Annotated in this window: 15 protein-coding genes; 11 read left to right on the forward strand and 4 right to left on the reverse strand. The window is 56.3% G+C overall.

Annotation, left to right across the window (positions count from 1 at the left end):
* Nucleotides 1–207: 207 nt before the first annotated feature.
* The gene (gene accA, locus KF947_RS14420) at nt 208–1,164 is read left to right on the forward strand and encodes an acetyl-CoA carboxylase carboxyl transferase subunit alpha (protein ID WP_133730946.1); all 957 of its coding nucleotides are present in this window, start codon (nt 208–210) and stop codon (nt 1,162–1,164) included.
* Complete coding sequence (tilS, locus tag KF947_RS14425) at nt 1,145–2,443, forward strand: tRNA lysidine(34) synthetase TilS (protein WP_227404252.1); 1,299 nt, start codon at nt 1,145–1,147, stop codon at nt 2,441–2,443. The genes accA and tilS overlap by 20 nt, the downstream gene beginning before the upstream one ends.
* Here the strand turns inward: tilS and ppx are convergent.
* Nucleotides 2,418–3,971, reverse strand: coding sequence for an exopolyphosphatase (gene ppx, locus KF947_RS14430; protein WP_227404253.1), 1,554 nt, complete (start codon nt 3,969–3,971; stop codon nt 2,418–2,420). The genes tilS and ppx overlap by 26 nt on opposite strands.
* A gap of 560 nt (nt 3,972–4,531) precedes the next feature.
* Here ppx and rho point away from each other — a divergent pair.
* The 7 genes from rho (at nt 4,532) to KF947_RS14460 (ending at nt 11,389) form a co-directional block, all read left to right on the forward strand.
* On the forward strand, nt 4,532–5,791 hold the full coding sequence (gene rho, locus KF947_RS14435; RefSeq protein ID WP_007111700.1) for a transcription termination factor Rho: 1,260 nt from the start codon (nt 4,532–4,534) through the stop codon (nt 5,789–5,791).
* Between the two features lie 108 nt (nt 5,792–5,899).
* The gene (gene ubiD / locus KF947_RS14440) at nt 5,900–7,390 is read left to right on the forward strand and encodes a 4-hydroxy-3-polyprenylbenzoate decarboxylase (protein ID WP_227404254.1); all 1,491 of its coding nucleotides are present in this window, start codon (nt 5,900–5,902) and stop codon (nt 7,388–7,390) included.
* A 41-nt stretch (nt 7,391–7,431) separates the two neighbouring features.
* Nucleotides 7,432–8,172, forward strand: a complete 741-nt coding sequence (locus KF947_RS14445; RefSeq protein ID WP_227404255.1) for an FAD-binding oxidoreductase — start codon at nt 7,432–7,434, stop codon at nt 8,170–8,172.
* Nucleotides 8,173–8,231: 59 nt separating this feature from the next.
* Nucleotides 8,232–8,360: a hypothetical protein gene (locus KF947_RS22140; RefSeq protein WP_007111697.1), complete on the forward strand. Its 129-nt coding sequence runs from the start codon at nt 8,232–8,234 to the stop codon at nt 8,358–8,360.
* Between the two features lie 561 nt (nt 8,361–8,921).
* A complete protein-coding gene (locus tag KF947_RS14450; RefSeq protein WP_227404256.1) occupies nt 8,922–10,019 on the forward strand; it encodes a 3-deoxy-7-phosphoheptulonate synthase in 1,098 nt (365 codons plus the stop codon).
* An 80-nt stretch (nt 10,020–10,099) separates the two neighbouring features.
* The gene (locus KF947_RS14455) at nt 10,100–10,612 is read left to right on the forward strand and encodes a DUF3087 family protein (protein WP_227404257.1); all 513 of its coding nucleotides are present in this window, start codon (nt 10,100–10,102) and stop codon (nt 10,610–10,612) included.
* A gap of 45 nt (nt 10,613–10,657) precedes the next feature.
* Entirely contained in the window at nt 10,658–11,389 is a 732-nt protein-coding gene (locus tag KF947_RS14460) for an MliC family protein (protein ID WP_227404258.1), read from the forward strand.
* Between the two features lie 12 nt (nt 11,390–11,401).
* On the opposite strand, the gene KF947_RS14465 is transcribed toward KF947_RS14460, so the two are convergent.
* Complete coding sequence (locus KF947_RS14465) at nt 11,402–12,472, reverse strand: metal-dependent hydrolase (RefSeq protein ID WP_133730938.1); 1,071 nt, start codon at nt 12,470–12,472, stop codon at nt 11,402–11,404.
* A gap of 128 nt (nt 12,473–12,600) precedes the next feature.
* Here KF947_RS14465 and gloA point away from each other — a divergent pair, with 128 nt between their 5' ends.
* Nucleotides 12,601–13,041: a lactoylglutathione lyase gene (gene gloA / locus KF947_RS14470; protein ID WP_133730937.1), complete on the forward strand. Its 441-nt coding sequence runs from the start codon at nt 12,601–12,603 to the stop codon at nt 13,039–13,041.
* A gap of 95 nt (nt 13,042–13,136) precedes the next feature.
* Nucleotides 13,137–13,598, forward strand: a complete 462-nt coding sequence (locus tag KF947_RS14475) for an META domain-containing protein (RefSeq protein WP_227404259.1) — start codon at nt 13,137–13,139, stop codon at nt 13,596–13,598.
* A 9-nt stretch (nt 13,599–13,607) separates the two neighbouring features.
* Here KF947_RS14475 and KF947_RS14480 read toward each other — a convergent pair whose 3' ends face one another.
* A complete protein-coding gene (locus KF947_RS14480) occupies nt 13,608–14,747 on the reverse strand; it encodes an FAD-dependent oxidoreductase (protein ID WP_227404260.1) in 1,140 nt (379 codons plus the stop codon).
* A gap of 32 nt (nt 14,748–14,779) precedes the next feature.
* Nucleotides 14,780–16,174: a GGDEF domain-containing protein gene (locus KF947_RS14485; RefSeq protein ID WP_227404261.1), complete on the reverse strand. Its 1,395-nt coding sequence runs from the start codon at nt 16,172–16,174 to the stop codon at nt 14,780–14,782.
* Nucleotides 16,175–16,272: the final 98 nt, after the last annotated feature.

The raw sequence follows: 16,272 nt of genomic DNA on the forward strand, positions 1-16,272 counted from the left end.
CTGACAATTCCGGCATTTCCGCCATCCATGGCGGTCAGATGGCGAAAGTAGCGCCCACGGATGGGTTCACAGCGCCCTCGCGGAGACCTGCTCTCGTAAGATTGCACTCAGTGCATAAGTGAGCCCACCTTGCGTGGCAGGGTCAGGGTGCGATAATACTTATTTTGATCAGGCTTGTTTTTGACAGGCAGCTTACAGGCAGAGCCGATGAATCCTAATTATCTCGATTTTGAACAGCCGATTGCCGAACTTCAGGCAAAAATTGAGGAGCTGCGGTTAGTCAGCTCCGATAGCCAAGTCAACCTTTCCGACGAGATTGCTCGGCTGGAAGAGAAGAGCCGCAAGCTGACGGAATCGATCTTCAAGGATTTGACTCCCTGGCAGGTTTCTCAGCTATCACGGCACCCTCAGCGTCCCTACACGTTGGACTACCTCGAGCACATCTTCACCGACTTTGACGAGCTGCACGGTGATCGTAACTTCGCTGATGATGCTGCGCTGGTAGGTGGCATTGCGCGATTAAACGATGCGCCGGTGATGGTGATTGGCCATCAAAAAGGCCGCGATGTAAAAGAGAAAGTACGCCGCAACTTCGGTATGCCGCGCCCAGAAGGCTACCGCAAAGCGTGCCGCCTGATGGAAATGGCTGAGCGCTTTAAAATGCCCATTGTGACGTTTATCGACACGCCGGGCGCTTACCCCGGTATCGACGCGGAAGAGCGCGGTCAGTCAGAGGCCATCGCCTATAACCTCGCCGTCATGTCGCGGCTGAAAACGCCGATTATTTCCACCGTGGTGGGCGAAGGTGGCTCCGGCGGCGCGTTGGCGATTGGGGTATGCGACGAGCTGCAAATGCTGCAGTACTCCACCTACTCGGTTATTTCACCGGAAGGCTGCGCATCGATTTTATGGAAAAGCGCTGAAAAAGCCTCCGATGCCGCTCAGGCCATGGGCATTACCGCCGAGCGACTGAAAGAGCTGGGCTTTGTCGATTCGCTGATCAAAGAGCCGCTCGGTGGCTCCCACCGCCACCCACTAACCACCGCTGAGCGGGTCAAAGAGGCGCTGACCGCCAGCTTGGAGCGTCTGCAGGCGATGGACACCGACGCACTGCTGGAGCGTCGCTATAAGCGTTTAATGAGCTATGGCGCCCCAGCCGCTTAAAACGCTGCCAAGCTTACTCAACGACGCCCTGGCGGAAACCCCGCCGGGGCGCTCTATTTGGGTGGCACTCTCGGGTGGTTTGGACTCCTGTCTGCTGCTCGCGTTAGCCGCACAGGTCTGCGAACAAGCAGGCAGCTCTTTGCGGGCCATCCATATCAACCACGGCTTGCAGGCAGCAGCGCAGACATTTGAAGCGCACTGCCGAGATATGTGTGTGCGTTTGAACGTGCCGCTATCCGTGGTCAATGTGGCGGTAGATGCACAAGGCGAAGGCATCGAAGGTGCCGCTCGCAACGCCCGCTATGAGGCTTTTTTTGCCACCATTCCCACGGGGGATACGCTCTGGCTGGCCCAGCACCAGGACGATCAGGCGGAAACCTTCCTGCTTGCCGCCCTGCGCGGCAGCGGGTTGCGCGGGCTAGCGAGCATGCCCTATCGACGCGACGCTCAGGGTATTACCCTGGTGCGCCCCTGGCTAACGGTGCGCCGGGCAGCGTTAGAGGAAACCGCGCATTCACTCGCCGTGACCTGGTGTGAAGATCCAACCAATAGCGATATAAGCCTTGACCGCAATCGCCTGCGTCACCGGGTGCTGCCTGCGATGCGCGAGCGCTGGCCTGAGGCAGAACGCGCGCTAGCGAACAGCGCTGCCCATGCTGGCGAAGCAGATGCGTTGCTGTGCGAATACGCTCAACAAGAGCTGCAACGTTTACTGGTCGATAGTCATTACATCGATGCTGTCGCGCTAGGCGAGTGTTCCCTCCCCCGTCAGCGGCTGCTGGTGCGCACGTTTTGCCAACAGCTAGGCCTGCCAACACCGCCCCAGAAGCGTTTAGAGAGCCTGCTGAATCAATTGAATGCCAAGGCGGATGCCGAGGTATGCGTTGAGTGGCCGGGCGCCCAGGCGCGCCTATGGCGTCAGCGGCTCTATTTGATGGTGCCGTATGAGCCCCTACCGGCTTGGGAGGTTAGCTGGGATGGTCAAACGCTACTGGAAACGCCTATCGGGCCGCTAGGGTGGCAGGTGGCCTCATTAAAAGAGCCGTCTCAACCGCTGAGAGCGACCTGGCGACAAGGTGGGGAGGTTATTCAACTGCCTAAACGAGGGCGGCGCGATCTCAAGCGGTTGCTACAAGAGGCGGATATGCCGCCCTGGGAGCGAGAGCGGCTGGTGGTTATCATGCAGGGTGAGGCGTGTATCGGGGTGATTTGTCCCCCTGCTCAGCTGCTATGGCAGGCAGAGGGCGTTCGCTTTACCCGTCTGACTTCACCTGCTTAACGATCAGCTTAAAACCGGCGGCTTCCATAAACGCCTGCTCCTGCTCCAGGTCGGTACTCAGCAGGGTGGGTTCATCGCTGGCAGGTAGCGTGATCGTCAAGCTATCGCTGTCAGCGCTTATTTCCGGTAGCGAGGGCGCGCTTTCCGGGCGGGAATGGTTGAGCAAAACGGCTAAACGCAGCAGCCGGGCGAGCTTCTGGGTAGTCTCCTGTTGCGCTTCCGGCAGGGCCTGCCACTCCTTGAGCGGAAATTTACGCCGGTGTGCGCGCACTAAAAACGCCAGCTGGCGCTGTTCAGGGCGTGAAAAACCCGCTAGATCCGAGTGCTCCAGCAGGTAAGCGCCGTGGCGGTGGAACTGGCTGTGGGAGATCGCCAAGCCGATTTCGTGCACGTGGCTGGCCCACTGTAAATAGCGGCCTTGATCAAGGTTTAGGGACCAGGCATGGCGTACCTGATTAAACAAACGCTCGGCGGTGTCGGCGACGTTAAGTCCTTGGCGGGTATCAACATCGTAAGTGCGCTTTAGCGACTCCAGGCTCTTCGAGCGCGAGTCTTCTGCGGTATTGCGCCCGGCCATGTCATAGAGTACGCCTTCGCGCAGCGCTCCATCGGCAAAGCGCATCTGGGTTAAATCAAAGGCTTCAAAAATCGCCCCAAGAATGGCAATACCCGCCGGGAAGACTTTGGCACGGTCAGCTTTGAGGCCATCGAGCACGACTTTATCCAGCTGCTTGCACTTTAGCAGCCTTTCGCGCAGCTTCTTCAAACCGCCACGCGTGATAACGCCCTCGTGGGGCGTATCGCCATAGGCATGCAACACGCTGGCGGCGGCCTTGATCGTGCCGCTTGAACCGACCGGGTCGTCCCAGCCCAGGCGCTGGTAAGGACGTTGAATATTGGCAAGCTCCGAAAGGGCGGCTAGCTCGGCGCGGCGCATGCGCTTTTCGTTTAATTCACCGTCGGGGAAGAAGCGTCGAGAGAAGGTCACGCAGCCCATGCGCAGGCTTTCCAGTGCTTTGGGCTCAAAGGCTTCGCCAATGATAAATTCGGTTGAACCGCCGCCAATATCGATGATTAATCGGCGGCCATTTTCGGCCAGCGCGTGGGCGGCACCTAAATAAATCAGCCGGGCCTCTTCGCGGCCGGCAATAATTTCGATGGCGTGACCTAGCTGTGCCTCGGCGCGCTCGATAAACGCTTGGCTATTGTCGGCATCGCGCAGCGCGTTAGTGCCCACAATGCGCAAATTGGCATCGGTAATGTCGTTCAAAAACGGCGCGAAGCGGCCCAAACAGTCCAACGCGCGCTGCATCGCCTCTTCGCTGAGCAGGCCGTCATCGTCTAAACCCGCGGCGAGCTGCACTTTTTCACCCAAGCGAGCGACCACCTGTAGGCGTTCGTGTTGGTAGTTGGCCACCAGTAGGTGAAAGCTGTTGGAGCCCAGGTCTATAGCGGCGAAGCGCTGCGGTGCACCGCTGTCTGCCTCAGTGGCAGAGGTGGCAATGGGTAGCGAAATATCCGTGGGCATGAGCATTCCTTCGTGTTGGCTGTGCCAAGGTTGCGGTGACCTTTATCTATTGTCAATTGCCAAAGGCTTGCGTTTATCGCGGCGCTTGACTAACATCGAGCTACTGGCCTGATCTGACCTGGTTAGTTAGTGTGTCCATAAGTGCGTCGCTGTAGAGATGGAGAGTTAAGACAGAGCAATGGTGTAGATAAATTGCTTAGATAATAAATTGCTTAGCTAAATAGTCTTGCATGCGTCGTTCAAGTACGGCATCTTGGTCGCCCCAGACGTTATTCACTGTTTATCCCGTTAGCGTCAGCCAGAATTCCAAGTCGTCAGATAGCCCACTGGTTCAACCACTCTCCTGTGGGAACCAGATTAAACAAGTGTTAGCACCCTCGAGTTGAGTCTTAATAACAACAAGCAGCAGCGTTGTTAGTGAGGGTCAACGCCGTTCCTTTCATCTTCGAGCGCGTGCCTTTACCGGGATCTGAACGCATCACACGGCGTCACTTTCACGCCTCCTGTCTTACTCCCGGCGCCTGGCGCCCAGCTTCCATGAGCAACTTTCTAACACACCGATGAATCTCACTGAACTCAAGCAAAAAACCGTTCCCGAGCTCCTCGATATCGCCCGTGAAATGGGTATTGATAACTTGGCCCGTTCGCGCAAGCAGGACATCATTTTCGCCATCCTCAAGAAACACGCCAAAAGTGGCGAGGATATCTATGGCGACGGTGTGCTGGAAATTCTTCAGGATGGCTTCGGCTTCCTGCGTAGCGCAGACAGCTCCTATCTCGCCGGTCCCGACGATATTTACATATCGCCTTCACAGATCCGCCGTTTCAATCTGCGTAAGGGTGACTCCATTTCCGGCAAAATCCGTCCGCCGAAGGAGGGTGAGCGCTATTTCGCCCTGCTGAAGGTCAGTCAAATCAACTTTGACCGTCCGGAAAATGCCAAGCACAAGATCCTGTTTGAGAACTTAACGCCGCTGTTCCCAGACGATCGTATGCGTATGGAGATCGGTAACGGCTCCACGGAAGACCTTACCGCTCGGATCATTGATCTAACCGCGCCAATCGGTAAAGGCCAACGTGGTTTGCTGGTATCGCCGCCTAAAGCGGGTAAAACGCTGATGTTGCAGAACATCGCGACCTCCATCACGCGCAACAACCCAGAGTGCCATCTGATCGTACTGCTGATCGATGAGCGCCCTGAGGAAGTGACCGAAATGTCGCGCACCGTGCGTGGCGAAGTGGTGGCGTCGACCTTCGATGAGCCGCCGGCGCGCCACGTGCAAGTGGCTGAAATGGTTATCGAGAAAGCCAAGCGTTTGGTTGAGCACAAGAAAGATGTGGTCATTCTGCTCGACTCGATTACTCGCTTAGCGCGTGCTTACAACACCGTGGTGCCGAGCTCTGGTAAAGTGCTCACCGGTGGTGTAGATGCTCACGCCCTTGAGAAGCCGAAACGCTTCTTCGGTGCGGCGCGTAACATCGAAGAGGGCGGCAGCCTGACGATTATCGCCACGGCGCTGGTCGACACTGGCTCCAAGATGGACGAAGTCATCTTCGAAGAGTTCAAGGGTACCGGTAACATGGAAGCCCATCTGGATCGCAAGCTGGCTGAGCGCCGCGTATTCCCGGCGATCAATATCCGCCGCAGTGGCACCCGTCGTGAAGACCTGCTGGCCTCTGAAGATGAAATGCAGCGCATGTGGATTCTGCGTAAGCTGCTCAATCCGATGGAAGACACCGCCGCCACTGAATTCCTGATTGACCGTCTGAAAGATACCAAGACCAATCTTGAGTTCTTTGAAGCGATGAAGCGCCGCTAGCTGGTCTTAGAAAGAGCGCCGCTAGCTTGTTGAAGGGATAAGCGCCGCTAGCTTGTAGTCAAAAAGAGCGCCGCTAACGCGGCGTATTCGCCAGCCAGGGAGCGTGCCTTGAAGTACAAAGACTTGCGTGAGTTCATCGCGGCGCTTGAAGCCCAGGGTGAACTCAAACGTATCCACGTCGAAGTCGACCCTTACCTGGAAATCACCGAAATTTGCGACCGCACGCTGCGTGCCGGTGGCCCGGCGTTGCTGTTTGAAAACGTCAAAGGCCACGACATGCCGCTGCTCGGTAACTTGTTTGGCACCCCCAAACGGGTTGCGCTAGGCATGGGCCAGGACTCGGTAGAAGCGCTCAGAGAAGTAGGCAAGCTGTTGGCGTTTCTCAAAGAGCCTGACCCGCCCAAAGGCTTGAAAGACGCCTGGGACAAGCTGCCGATCTTCAAGCAAGTGCTCAGCATGGGGCCAAAAAACGTCAAGCATGCACCGGTGCAAGAGGTGGTGTATGAAGATGACGAGGTCGATCTTGGCCTGCTGCCGATTCAGCACTGCTGGCCCGGAGATGCAGCACCGCTGGTCACCTGGCCACTGGTGATCACCAAGGGGCCGCTCAAGAAGCGCCAGAACCTAGGTATTTACCGTCAGCAGAAGATTGGTAAGAACCGCCTGATCATGCGTTGGCTCTCCCACCGCGGCGGCGCGCTGGATTTTCTGGAGTTTCAAAAGGCCCATCCTGGCGAGCCCTTTCCAGTCGCAGTGGCGCTTGGCGCCGACCCAGCGACGATTTTGGGCGCCGTGACCCCGGTGCCAGATTCCCTCTCAGAATATGCCTTTGCAGGCCTGCTGCGCGGTTCGCGTACCGAGCTGGTGAAGTGCGGACACGCCGACCTTGATGTACCCGCGTCCAGCGAGATTATCCTCGAAGGCTTTATCTATCCGGATGACATGGCGGCGGAAGGCCCCTTTGGTGACCACACCGGTTACTACAATGAGGTCGACCACTTCCCGGTGTTTACCATCACGCGGATGACCATGCGCCGTGATGCGATCTATCACTCGACCTATACGGGACGTCCACCGGATGAGCCGGCGATTCTCGGCGTGGCGCTCAACGAAGTCTTCGTGCCCATCCTGTGTAAGCAGTTTCCCGAAATTGTCGACTTCTACCTACCTCCGGAAGGCTGTTCTTACCGCATGGCGGTGGTCACCATGAAAAAGCAGTACCCCGGCCACGCCAAGCGCGTAATGATGGGGGTATGGAGCTTTCTGCGTCAGTTTATGTACACCAAGTTTGTGATTGTGCTGGATGACGACGTGGACGCACGCAATTGGGAAGATGTTATCTGGGCGATCACCACCCGGATGGATCCCGCACGCGACACCGTGATGGTCGAGAATACGCCGATCGATTACCTCGATTTCGCCTCACCGGTCTCAGGCCTTGGCTCGAAAATGGGACTCGATGCCACCAATAAGTGGCCGGGAGAAACTGACCGCGAATGGGGCACCCCGATTGTGATGGACGATGCCGTTAAAGCGCGCGTGGATGAACGCTGGGAAGCGCTGGGGATTGGCCTTGAATTACCGCCCTCCCGCCGCTGAATGCGATGTATCGCTGACCAAATTTGTATAAAGAGGCTTTCATGAGTGCAAGGACGTTGACTTGCCAAGTCACCGAGGTTGAGAACTTAAGCCCCGATGTGTTTGGTGTGACGCTAGCCGGACGCGCCGAAGCCATGCAGCATGCGCCGGGGCAATATTTAGAGCTTAAGCTGGACGACACCACCTGGGTGCCGTTTTCGATCGCCAGTGCCGATCGCAGCGATGGTGTTATCGAGCTGCATATTCAGCACTGGCCGGAGCGGGATAACTCAGCACGGCTGCGTGAACTGCTGCAGGTAGCCAACCAGCTCACGCTGCGTTTGCCCGGCGGTGAGTGCGTGCTTGACCGCGAGAGCGAAAGGCCGCTGCTGTTGATAGCGGCAGGCACCGGTTTTTCCCAGATGAAAGCCATTGTCGAAGCGGCACTGCATGAACAGCCCGAACGAGAAATTTCGCTGTGGTGGGCCGCCCGGGAACACCGCGACCTCTATTTGGAGCAGTTGGCCAGCCAGTGGGCGCAAACCCACGCCAATGTCTGCTTTCATGCGGTAACCGAATCGCCCTTGGAAGAGCCGTTAGCAGCGGGCGAGCGGATTGCCCATCACCTGGGGCGTATTGATCAGGTGTTGAAAACCGCAGATATCACGCCAGACACCCACGATGTTTATATCTCGGGTTCGCCCAACATGGTCTACGCCTGCCTGGATGTGCTCGACACGAAAGGCATCAAGCTTGAGCGGGTGTTTTCGGATGTGTTTGCCTATGCACCCCGTTCTACTTAATATGACCGCAGCGTTGTAACGCTCCCCCTGATATAGCGTTGTCAAAAAAGGAGGCTAACATGGCCCATCACGACGAAAACTTTAAAGACGATTCTGGTTTCCTGTCCATCTTTCTAGGCTTGGTGGTGCTGGTAAGTATGAGCGCGCTGCCCGCTACTATTGGTTGGGTGCAAGCTTTTAGCGGTTGAGTGTTGCCATTTGCAGCGCTTGCAGGCAGGATAAAACCTCTACGCCATGGCGGCAGCCCTATCATACGATTTACTGGGGCTAGTGATTGCCAGCGAAACTAACAGAATCTAACGGAATATGGGCATGCAGCGACTAACCAACCCTCATACAGTGAACCCGCAGCCAGAATTGGCTGGCGGCTTTGCGTTTTATGGGTATTGGTTTAGCCACGGTGTGCCCCTGGCCGACGCCTAACGTCGCGCCACCAGGCACACCACTCGGTTGCCTGCCGCAAGCACAGAAGCCCCGGTCGGTAACCCCGCCGGGGCTTTTGGCGTTTTTGGGCCTTGTATTGTGAAACATGGCTATTGTTGGGCTTAGTGAGTTTTCATTATTATTTCATCAAGGAGCAGCATCATGATCTATCGCGCACTGACTAACGCTTTCGCTACCTATTTTGTGGATTATGGCTATAGCTGGCGATTTAGCGACGCGCGGTCGGTGCTAGCTGCCACCTCCGACCGTGTTCACTTGGGTGGTCACACAGCCATACGATGTCACACGATCGCGGAGAGTTAATCATGAATGCGCCTGTCAGCCCTGTTATTAATAAAACCGTTGTAACCACTGCCCACGCTACTGCTCGACTAACGCCTTCAGCGCCTGAGCCCACTGCCAAGCGGCTGCCTACTCCCGCCGAACTCAGGCAACGTATCTCGTTAAGCGACCCGCTAACGGAACAAATTGCCCGTCAGCGCCACGCCGTACAGCAAATTTTGAGTGGTCACGATGACCGCCTGCTGGTTGTCGTTGGCCCTTGCTCCGTTCACGACCCAGATGCAGCGCTGGAATACGCCGACCGCCTGGCTGCGCTAAGCGAAGAGATCAGCGAACGTATTTTACCGGTAATGCGCGTCTACGTTGAAAAACCGCGTACTACCGTGGGCTGGAAAGGGCTGGCCTACGACCCTGGCTTGGATGGCAGCGGTGATATGCCCCGTGGGTTGGCGCTATCTCGTGAACTAATGCATGCCGTCGCTGCTCGCGGCCTGCCGGTGGCTACCGAGCTTTTACAACCGATGCTGGCGCCCTACGTAGACGACTTACTAAGCTGGGTGGCGATTGGCGCACGCACCACCGAATCTCAGCTGCACCGTGAGCTGGCCAGTGATTTGTCAGCGGCGGTGGGGTTCAAAAATGCCACCAGTGGCGATGTACAAGTGGCTATCGATGCCATGAGTGCGGCGGCCCACCCGCACCAGCGTTTCGCGGTAGACCCGCAAGGTTACCCAATCGTCCAGCAAACTGCAGGCAACCCGCACACCCACGTGGTGCTGCGTGGCGGGCACGGCGAGCCGAACTATCAGGCACAACACGTACGTGCTGCAACCACTGCGCTGCGTAATGCCGGGCAAAACCCACGGCTCATGGTTGATTGCAGCCATGCCAATGCGCGTAAAGACCATCGTCGCCAGAGTGAAGTGATGCTGGATGTATTGGCGCAGCGTCAAGCAGGCGAAGCCAACCTGGTTGCGCTGATGCTGGAAAGCCACCTGTTCGAAGGCAAGCAGCCGCTCAAGCCTGGCGCCATGCGCTACGGCGTATCGGTCACCGACGCCTGCGTGGGCTGGGAAACGACCGAACACTTACTCAAAACGGCTGCAGAGCGTTTGGCGTAATTGCGTTTGTAAACGCTATTACTTGTTTGCCCTGGCCAGCCCCGTATCATAGGGCGTTTGCAGCGATAATGAGGCTGGCCATGGTATTTACCCTAGAACATCACGACCCCGAGACCTACCGCCGCAAAGCCCGCATGATCAGCTTTGCCATGGCGGGGCAACTGATTATTTTCGGCCTCCTGTTCTCAATGCTCCTTACCTCCACCTTTGGCAGCAGCCTATGGCTCAATGCCCTGGGCGTGCTACTGGGGTTATTGGCTACCAGCGCGCTGTTTGCCGTGCTGCGTGAGCGCCCCTGGATGACGGAGGTGCGCTACGTCTGGCAGCTCAAACATCATTTGTCGCAAGTCAGTGGTTATCTTTCGCAACTGCGTAAAGCGGTGGAAGAGAACAATCGCACGGCGCTGGATCTTCTCACTTTCTATCACCAGGGCATGGCGCAGTTGGCAGAGCTTAACGGGCGCACCACCGACGACGACGCAGAACGGCTAGCGGAAAAAATGCAGGTTAAAATCAAACGCGAAGAGCTAGGGTTGCCCCCGCAGGTGCAAAGTATCGATACGCACGATCTGCAGGCGTTCAAACGCGGGTAAGAAGTTCAGCAAGCAATAGAGTTAGTTATACAGGGAGCATGACGTATGAATACGTTAAAAGCATGGGGTGGGGCCATCGCCGCTGCCGGTTTAATAGTGGTGCTTGGGGGGTGTGCAGCGACGCCCTCCACAGAAACGAACGCCGCTAACCAAGCAACGTTGGATAACCGGGCGCCCTTTCTGCCTTCGGCGCTTTTTCCTGGCTCTGCCCAGCGTTTTGATGCGTGGCACTGCGAGCCCGCTCAGCAGCACTTAGTGACTGCCACCAATGCCAACGATTTGCGCCTATGGTCGCTGCATGGCGCATGGCGGCTGCCCCAAGCCGTCGTAGCCAGCGGCGCCCGCTACCAAGATGGTGAGATCAGTTTCTGGAACCGGGGCGACAAGGCGTTAGTGGAAACGCCAAGAGGGCAGCTGCAGTGCTCGCTGGCCGAGCAGCGTGACGCCTTAACCCGAGCTGCGAAGCCCGGCGTGATGTTCTTTGGCCAGGGTAACGAACCGGGCTGGACGGTGGCGTTAGCGAATGACACGCCAACGTTGACGATGCAGACGAACTATGGGGAAGAGCGCCTTCAACTACCTTATATGGTTAGTGTGATGGACAATGAAGCGGGTCGGGTCGTGATTGAAAACGCTGACGTGGAGCCCTTTTTCCGCGTGCGTATCGACGCTGGAGCCTGTTTCGATAACATGAGCGGCAAACCTTTCCCCGCTCGCGTTACGCTGACCTATGGTGGGGAGCAATATAGCGGCTGTGGCCAAGGTATTGCACCCTAATAAAGCGCTAGCTCAGCAGCGATAAACCACACGCTCAGCTCGCCATTCTTGCGCCTCGAAATCGCTGGCGCACAGGGCCGAGGTGTTGCCTGCGGCACGAGCGGCGAGACGCGATAGCGTTTCTATCTGAATGTCACGGGTACTTTCCAACTGTTCGCTTACCGCAAGCGGTACCCAAAGCTCGCCCTCTAACGTGGCCAGGGTAAAACTAAACGGATGAAAGCCCGGGAAGCCGAGTCGAATATCGGTGGCGACCAGCGTCTCTTTTCCATCCAGTAGCCGAGTTTCATAGCGTAAAAAAGAACCCGCAAACCACGTTAAACGCTCTCCATGTTGGCTGGCCAGGGCGAACTCCTCTAGTTCAGTGTTACGAACCAGCGGCTCAAGACGCGGCTGACGGTCGCCGTCAAACACACTGATCAGGCTTTCATAATAGCGGTCACCATCAATCACCGTGGCGCGCCATAGCACAATGTTGAACGGCGTTGGCTGTAACAGCAGCGGAGCTTCTTCCAGCCCCTGCTCCGCCAGGGCTGGGGCAAGACGTTGTTCTACCAGCAATTTCGCACCCGCTGCCATCATTAGGTAAACACTCGTGATGGTCAGCCCCCAGGTACAGGCTTTACGTACCCGTTTAGAGAAGAGAGCGATTCCCAGAGTGAGTAACAACGGCAGCGTATAAAGGGGATCGATAATAAAAATAATTGGCCACGCGGCGGGAACGAGGTCAAGTGGCCAAAGTAACTGGGTGCCGTAAGTGGTCAGCGCATCAAGTAGCGGATGGGTAATCAGAATAAGCGCAAAAAAGCACCACCAGTGGGGCAGGCTAATACCTTTTGCAGGAGCAAATCGCGCGCTCAGCAGCGCCAACAGGGTGGCTAACCCGGTGAGTACAAAAAGCGAATGACTAAAACCGCGATGCTCGGTGACATTGGCGACGGCGTCGCCATAATCCAACGCTACATCAAGATCGGGCAGGGTGCCGAGTACGGCACCGATGAGGATGGCCTTACGGCCTAAGCGTCGGCCCAGTACGGCACCGCCAATGGTTGCGCCAAGCGCGGCTTGAGTGACTGAATCCACAGGTTTCTCCGACGGGTAAAGCCAGCTAAGATAAACGTTATGATTTAATTATACAGCGTTGTAGTGATTTATTTCCGCTGTCACGTTTTTGTAAAGTATGGCCAAGGCCATTTTTATCAGGAGTCGATATGCAATATCTACATACCATGGTGCGTGTTAGTGACCTAGATGCTTCGCTGCGTTTTTACTGCGATCTGCTGGGTCTTAAAGAAGTTCGCCGAAAAGAGAATGAGAAAGGGCGCTTCACGCTGGTGTTTCTGGCTGCACCCGAAGATGAGTCACGCTCAGAGCGTTTGACGGCTCCGGAGCTTGAGCTGACGTATAACTGGGATCCCGAAGAGTACACCGGCGGGCGTAATTTTGGCCACCTAGCTTACCGGGTGGATGATATCTATGCGCTCTGCCAACATCTTCAGGACAATGGCGTGACGATTAACCGCCCGCCCCGTGATGGCCATATGGCGTTTGTTAAATCACCGGACGGAATCTCTGTGGAGTTGCTGCAGAAGGGCGATGCCCTGGCGCCACAAGAGCCTTGGGCCTCCATGGAAAACACCGGCAGCTGGTAGCTATTACACAAAGAGCTATTACACAAATAGCTATTCCACAAAGACTATTCCACAAAGGCTATTCCACAAAGGCTATGACACAAGGAAAGTTCACCATGACCATCAAAGGTTGGCGTTTACTGCCATTGCTCGCTTCCGCTGTGCTACTGCTAAGTGCGTGTAGCAGTTCGCCAGGGCCAAGCACTGCGCCGCAATCAGGGACGAGTGACTCATCGCTTTCGGGCGCCATTGTTGAACAGCGTTGGAACCTACTGTTGGTGGGCACCGATGAGCGGCTCTCCATGCCGGAAACGCCTTTTTTCCAGATTTCAAACGAGGGCAAAGTTAGCGGCCACGACGGCTGTAACCGCTTTACTGGTGAAGTAACACTCGGTGAAAACCAGCGCATTGAGTTTAGCCAACTGGCCACCCCCCGTATGGCGTGCCCGCAAATGGGCGATGCCAAGCGGGTCACGGATATGCTGGAGACCGCCTATCGGTATTTGATTGACCATGACCGGCTGGTCTTCTTTGGCCCGGATAGTCGGGTGCTAGGCGGCTGGCGCGAAGGCAACTAATACAGTCAGTTAGTTCTCAAAAGGCGGATTGAAGCGAGCGATAAAGCGCGCATCAATTCGCTTTTTCCATTGCCATACCCACTTTCCGGATACCCCAAAGCCACCGCGGCTGGCAATCGCGCGGCCGTCGCCAGTGCCAATGAGTGACAACACCCGTTTGGGCGGCTGCCAGGGGCGTAACGGTTCGCCATGGTAGGCGTGGCGGAGATTGTCCGCTAAGTGTGGCCCCATGCGCACTGCGTATACACCCGCGTTGGGCAGTGCTGGGGTAAACGCTGCGCAGTCGCCAGCGGCAAATATATTCGGCTGGCCGGTGACCTCCAGCGTGTTGTCTACGCGGATAAAACCGTGTTGATCCAACGGCAGCTCAGTGCTCACCAGCCATGGGTGGCCGACAGCTCCCGTTGCCCAGAGCACGATGTCTGCATCGATGCCTTTACCGTCCTGGGTGGTTACCCCGCCTTCAACCAGCGTTTCGCCGCGTTGCTGACTGTGAACGGTAATGCCTGCCTGTGACAGCGCACGCCGAGTTAGCCAGCGTGGCAAGCGACCGGCATCGGGCAAAAGTGCGTTAGAGGCGCTGAGCAAATGTCCCTGCCAGTCAATATCGGGCCGCTGTTTGCGCAGTTGGGCCAGCACGCTCATCAGTGTCTCGCAGCCAGCCGCGCCCCCGCCAACGCCCACCACCCGTTGGGCGCCACCGCTGGGTAAGTGGCGAATGTCATTTTGTAGCGCCTGCCAGCGCTGGTGCAGACTACCCAGTGGACGCATGGCCAGCAGCATGGGGAGGTTCTCCCCATGCTGCTGGGGTGATGCCAGAGTCGAACCGATGTTGACGGAAGCCACGTCAAAATTAACGCGCTCGCCATTCGCCAGCGCTACGTTACGTTCCCGGGTGTTGACCGTGTTCGCAGGGGAAAGAATTAGCCGGGCGTTGGCCCTTTGGCACAATGCCGCTATGTCGATCTGGGTCTCGCGCAGCGTACACTCTCCCGCTAGCCATGCGGGTACGCTGCCGGAGTAAGCTGCTAAAGGACTATCGCTCACCACGGTAATGGCGATGCCTGGTTCAGGCTGTTTGGCAAAGGCTTCGAGTACAAAGGCGTGGGCGTGGCCCGCACCCATGAGTAATAATTGCTGCATGGACATCGCCTATAGAAGAAGCAAGGTGCTGTTGGGGATTAACAGACAAAGACTTGGTTTTTACCCGCCATTTTAGCCAGATACATGCCTTGATCCGCCCGCTCAAATAGCTGGCGGGGCCGGTCGCCCGGTTGGAAAAGGGTCAGGCCGATACTAACTGTTAATGGGCCCGCGATGTTGAAGGTGTATTGCTCCACGTTACGGCAGAGCCGGTTAGCCAGCTTTAGACTGGCGTCTTGGTCAAGCCCCTTGGATATGATGACGAACTCTTCGCCTCCCCAACGCCCAAGGTGGTCATCATCTCTCAGCGTTTCCTGAACTAACTTCGCTATATCACGCAAGATATCATCGCCGGTTGCGTGCCCATAGGTATCGTTAATATTTTTAAAATCATCGATATCAAACATCAACATGGCAAAACTGACTGACGAATGGATCAAATCTTCAATCACCAGCTCTGTGTAGTAGCGGTTCCAGCATTTTGTTAAGGGGTCGGTATGGGCCAGGCCCTCGAGGCGTTGATTGGTCTTGGTTAGCTGGCGGTTGAGGTGAACGACCTCCTGGGCAGTTATGGCCACGGCTAAATCGTCGGCCAGCTCAATCATCATGGAGGCTTCCTGCGGCAGCCAATAACTCAAGACGTCTTGAAGCGTCGTATCAGCCACCAGAGCGGGGAGGAGTGGCTGTTGGCGAAACAGCACTAACCAGCCTAACGAGGCATTCGCGACGCTGAGCTGGGCCGCCAAACCGCCTTGGCAACTGCCGTTCAGCTCGGCAATCTCATCCTGAGCGTTGTACTGGTTCAACTGCTGTAACTGATGAAATAGCTGGTGCCTGGAGGGGCATTCGCCAAAGCAGTGAAGGTCGCCCTGATAAGCCAGCGCAATGCCTTCGGCCTGAAAAATATCGCACCAGCTAGCGCCATGATGCTGCAAAATATCATCAATGGAAGCCAGTCGTTTAATATCTCTGGATAGCAATCTGCGACGCGACTTTAAACCTAGCTGGCGAGTGGCCATACGCTCCGCTTTTAACAAGCGTAAGCGTTGGGAAGCAATATCGATGAGTAGTTGGATCCACTTGCCAGGCCCTGCGTAGGCGGCAGGTGGATGCCCAATATACCCCCACACTTCATGTTCGCCCTTTAGCTCATACAGTTGCAGCTCTGAGGCGGCTAGGTCGTCGTAACAATGAATAGCGAGCAGCGCGTGATGAGAGGCGAGTGTGCTTTCCAGCGGGTAGCAGTAGGCCAAACGAAGGTTGCCTGTGCTCAAGCGGCGATAAAGTACCACTGGTTGACCCTGTGTAAGCGCATGCAGCGTTTTAGCCAGCAGTTCAAAAAGCTCAAGAGGGGTTTTCGAGCCGCATAGCAAGGCCAGCTTATGACACAGATTGTCGAGATTTTGCACCGATGGAGATAGTGTGCCACTCATCCTGAATGACTCCTCAAGCGCCGCTTCTCAGCGCTTAGCATAGCAACTCGCCTAAGCGAAAACTCGAAATTGAATTAATGATTCAATCAAAAGGTGAA

The organism is Halomonas sp. FeN2 (assembly GCF_020595105.1).
Lineage (GTDB): Bacteria > Pseudomonadota > Gammaproteobacteria > Pseudomonadales > Halomonadaceae > Vreelandella > Vreelandella neptunia.

Bases quoted from the DNA above. Each gene is read 5' to 3' on its own strand.
- accA (WP_133730946.1), top strand. From the start codon at position 208: ATGAATCCTAATTATCTCGATTTTGAACAGCCGATTGCCGAACTTCAG.
- tilS (WP_227404252.1), top strand. From the start codon at position 1,145: ATGGCGCCCCAGCCGCTTAAAACGCTGCCAAGCTTACTCAACGACGCC.
- ppx (WP_227404253.1), bottom strand. From the start codon at position 3,971: ATGCCCACGGATATTTCGCTACCCATTGCCACCTCTGCCACTGAGGCA.
- rho (WP_007111700.1), top strand. From the start codon at position 4,532: ATGAATCTCACTGAACTCAAGCAAAAAACCGTTCCCGAGCTCCTCGAT.
- KF947_RS14445 (WP_227404255.1), top strand. From the start codon at position 7,432: ATGAGTGCAAGGACGTTGACTTGCCAAGTCACCGAGGTTGAGAACTTA.
- KF947_RS22140 (WP_007111697.1), top strand. From the start codon at position 8,232: ATGGCCCATCACGACGAAAACTTTAAAGACGATTCTGGTTTCCTGTCC.
- KF947_RS14450 (WP_227404256.1), top strand. From the start codon at position 8,922: ATGAATGCGCCTGTCAGCCCTGTTATTAATAAAACCGTTGTAACCACT.
- KF947_RS14455 (WP_227404257.1), top strand. From the start codon at position 10,100: ATGGTATTTACCCTAGAACATCACGACCCCGAGACCTACCGCCGCAAA.
- KF947_RS14460 (WP_227404258.1), top strand. From the start codon at position 10,658: ATGAATACGTTAAAAGCATGGGGTGGGGCCATCGCCGCTGCCGGTTTA.
- gloA (WP_133730937.1), top strand. From the start codon at position 12,601: ATGCAATATCTACATACCATGGTGCGTGTTAGTGACCTAGATGCTTCG.
- KF947_RS14475 (WP_227404259.1), top strand. From the start codon at position 13,137: ATGACCATCAAAGGTTGGCGTTTACTGCCATTGCTCGCTTCCGCTGTG.
- KF947_RS14480 (WP_227404260.1), bottom strand. From the start codon at position 14,747: ATGTCCATGCAGCAATTATTACTCATGGGTGCGGGCCACGCCCACGCC.
- KF947_RS14485 (WP_227404261.1), bottom strand. From the start codon at position 16,174: ATGAGTGGCACACTATCTCCATCGGTGCAAAATCTCGACAATCTGTGT.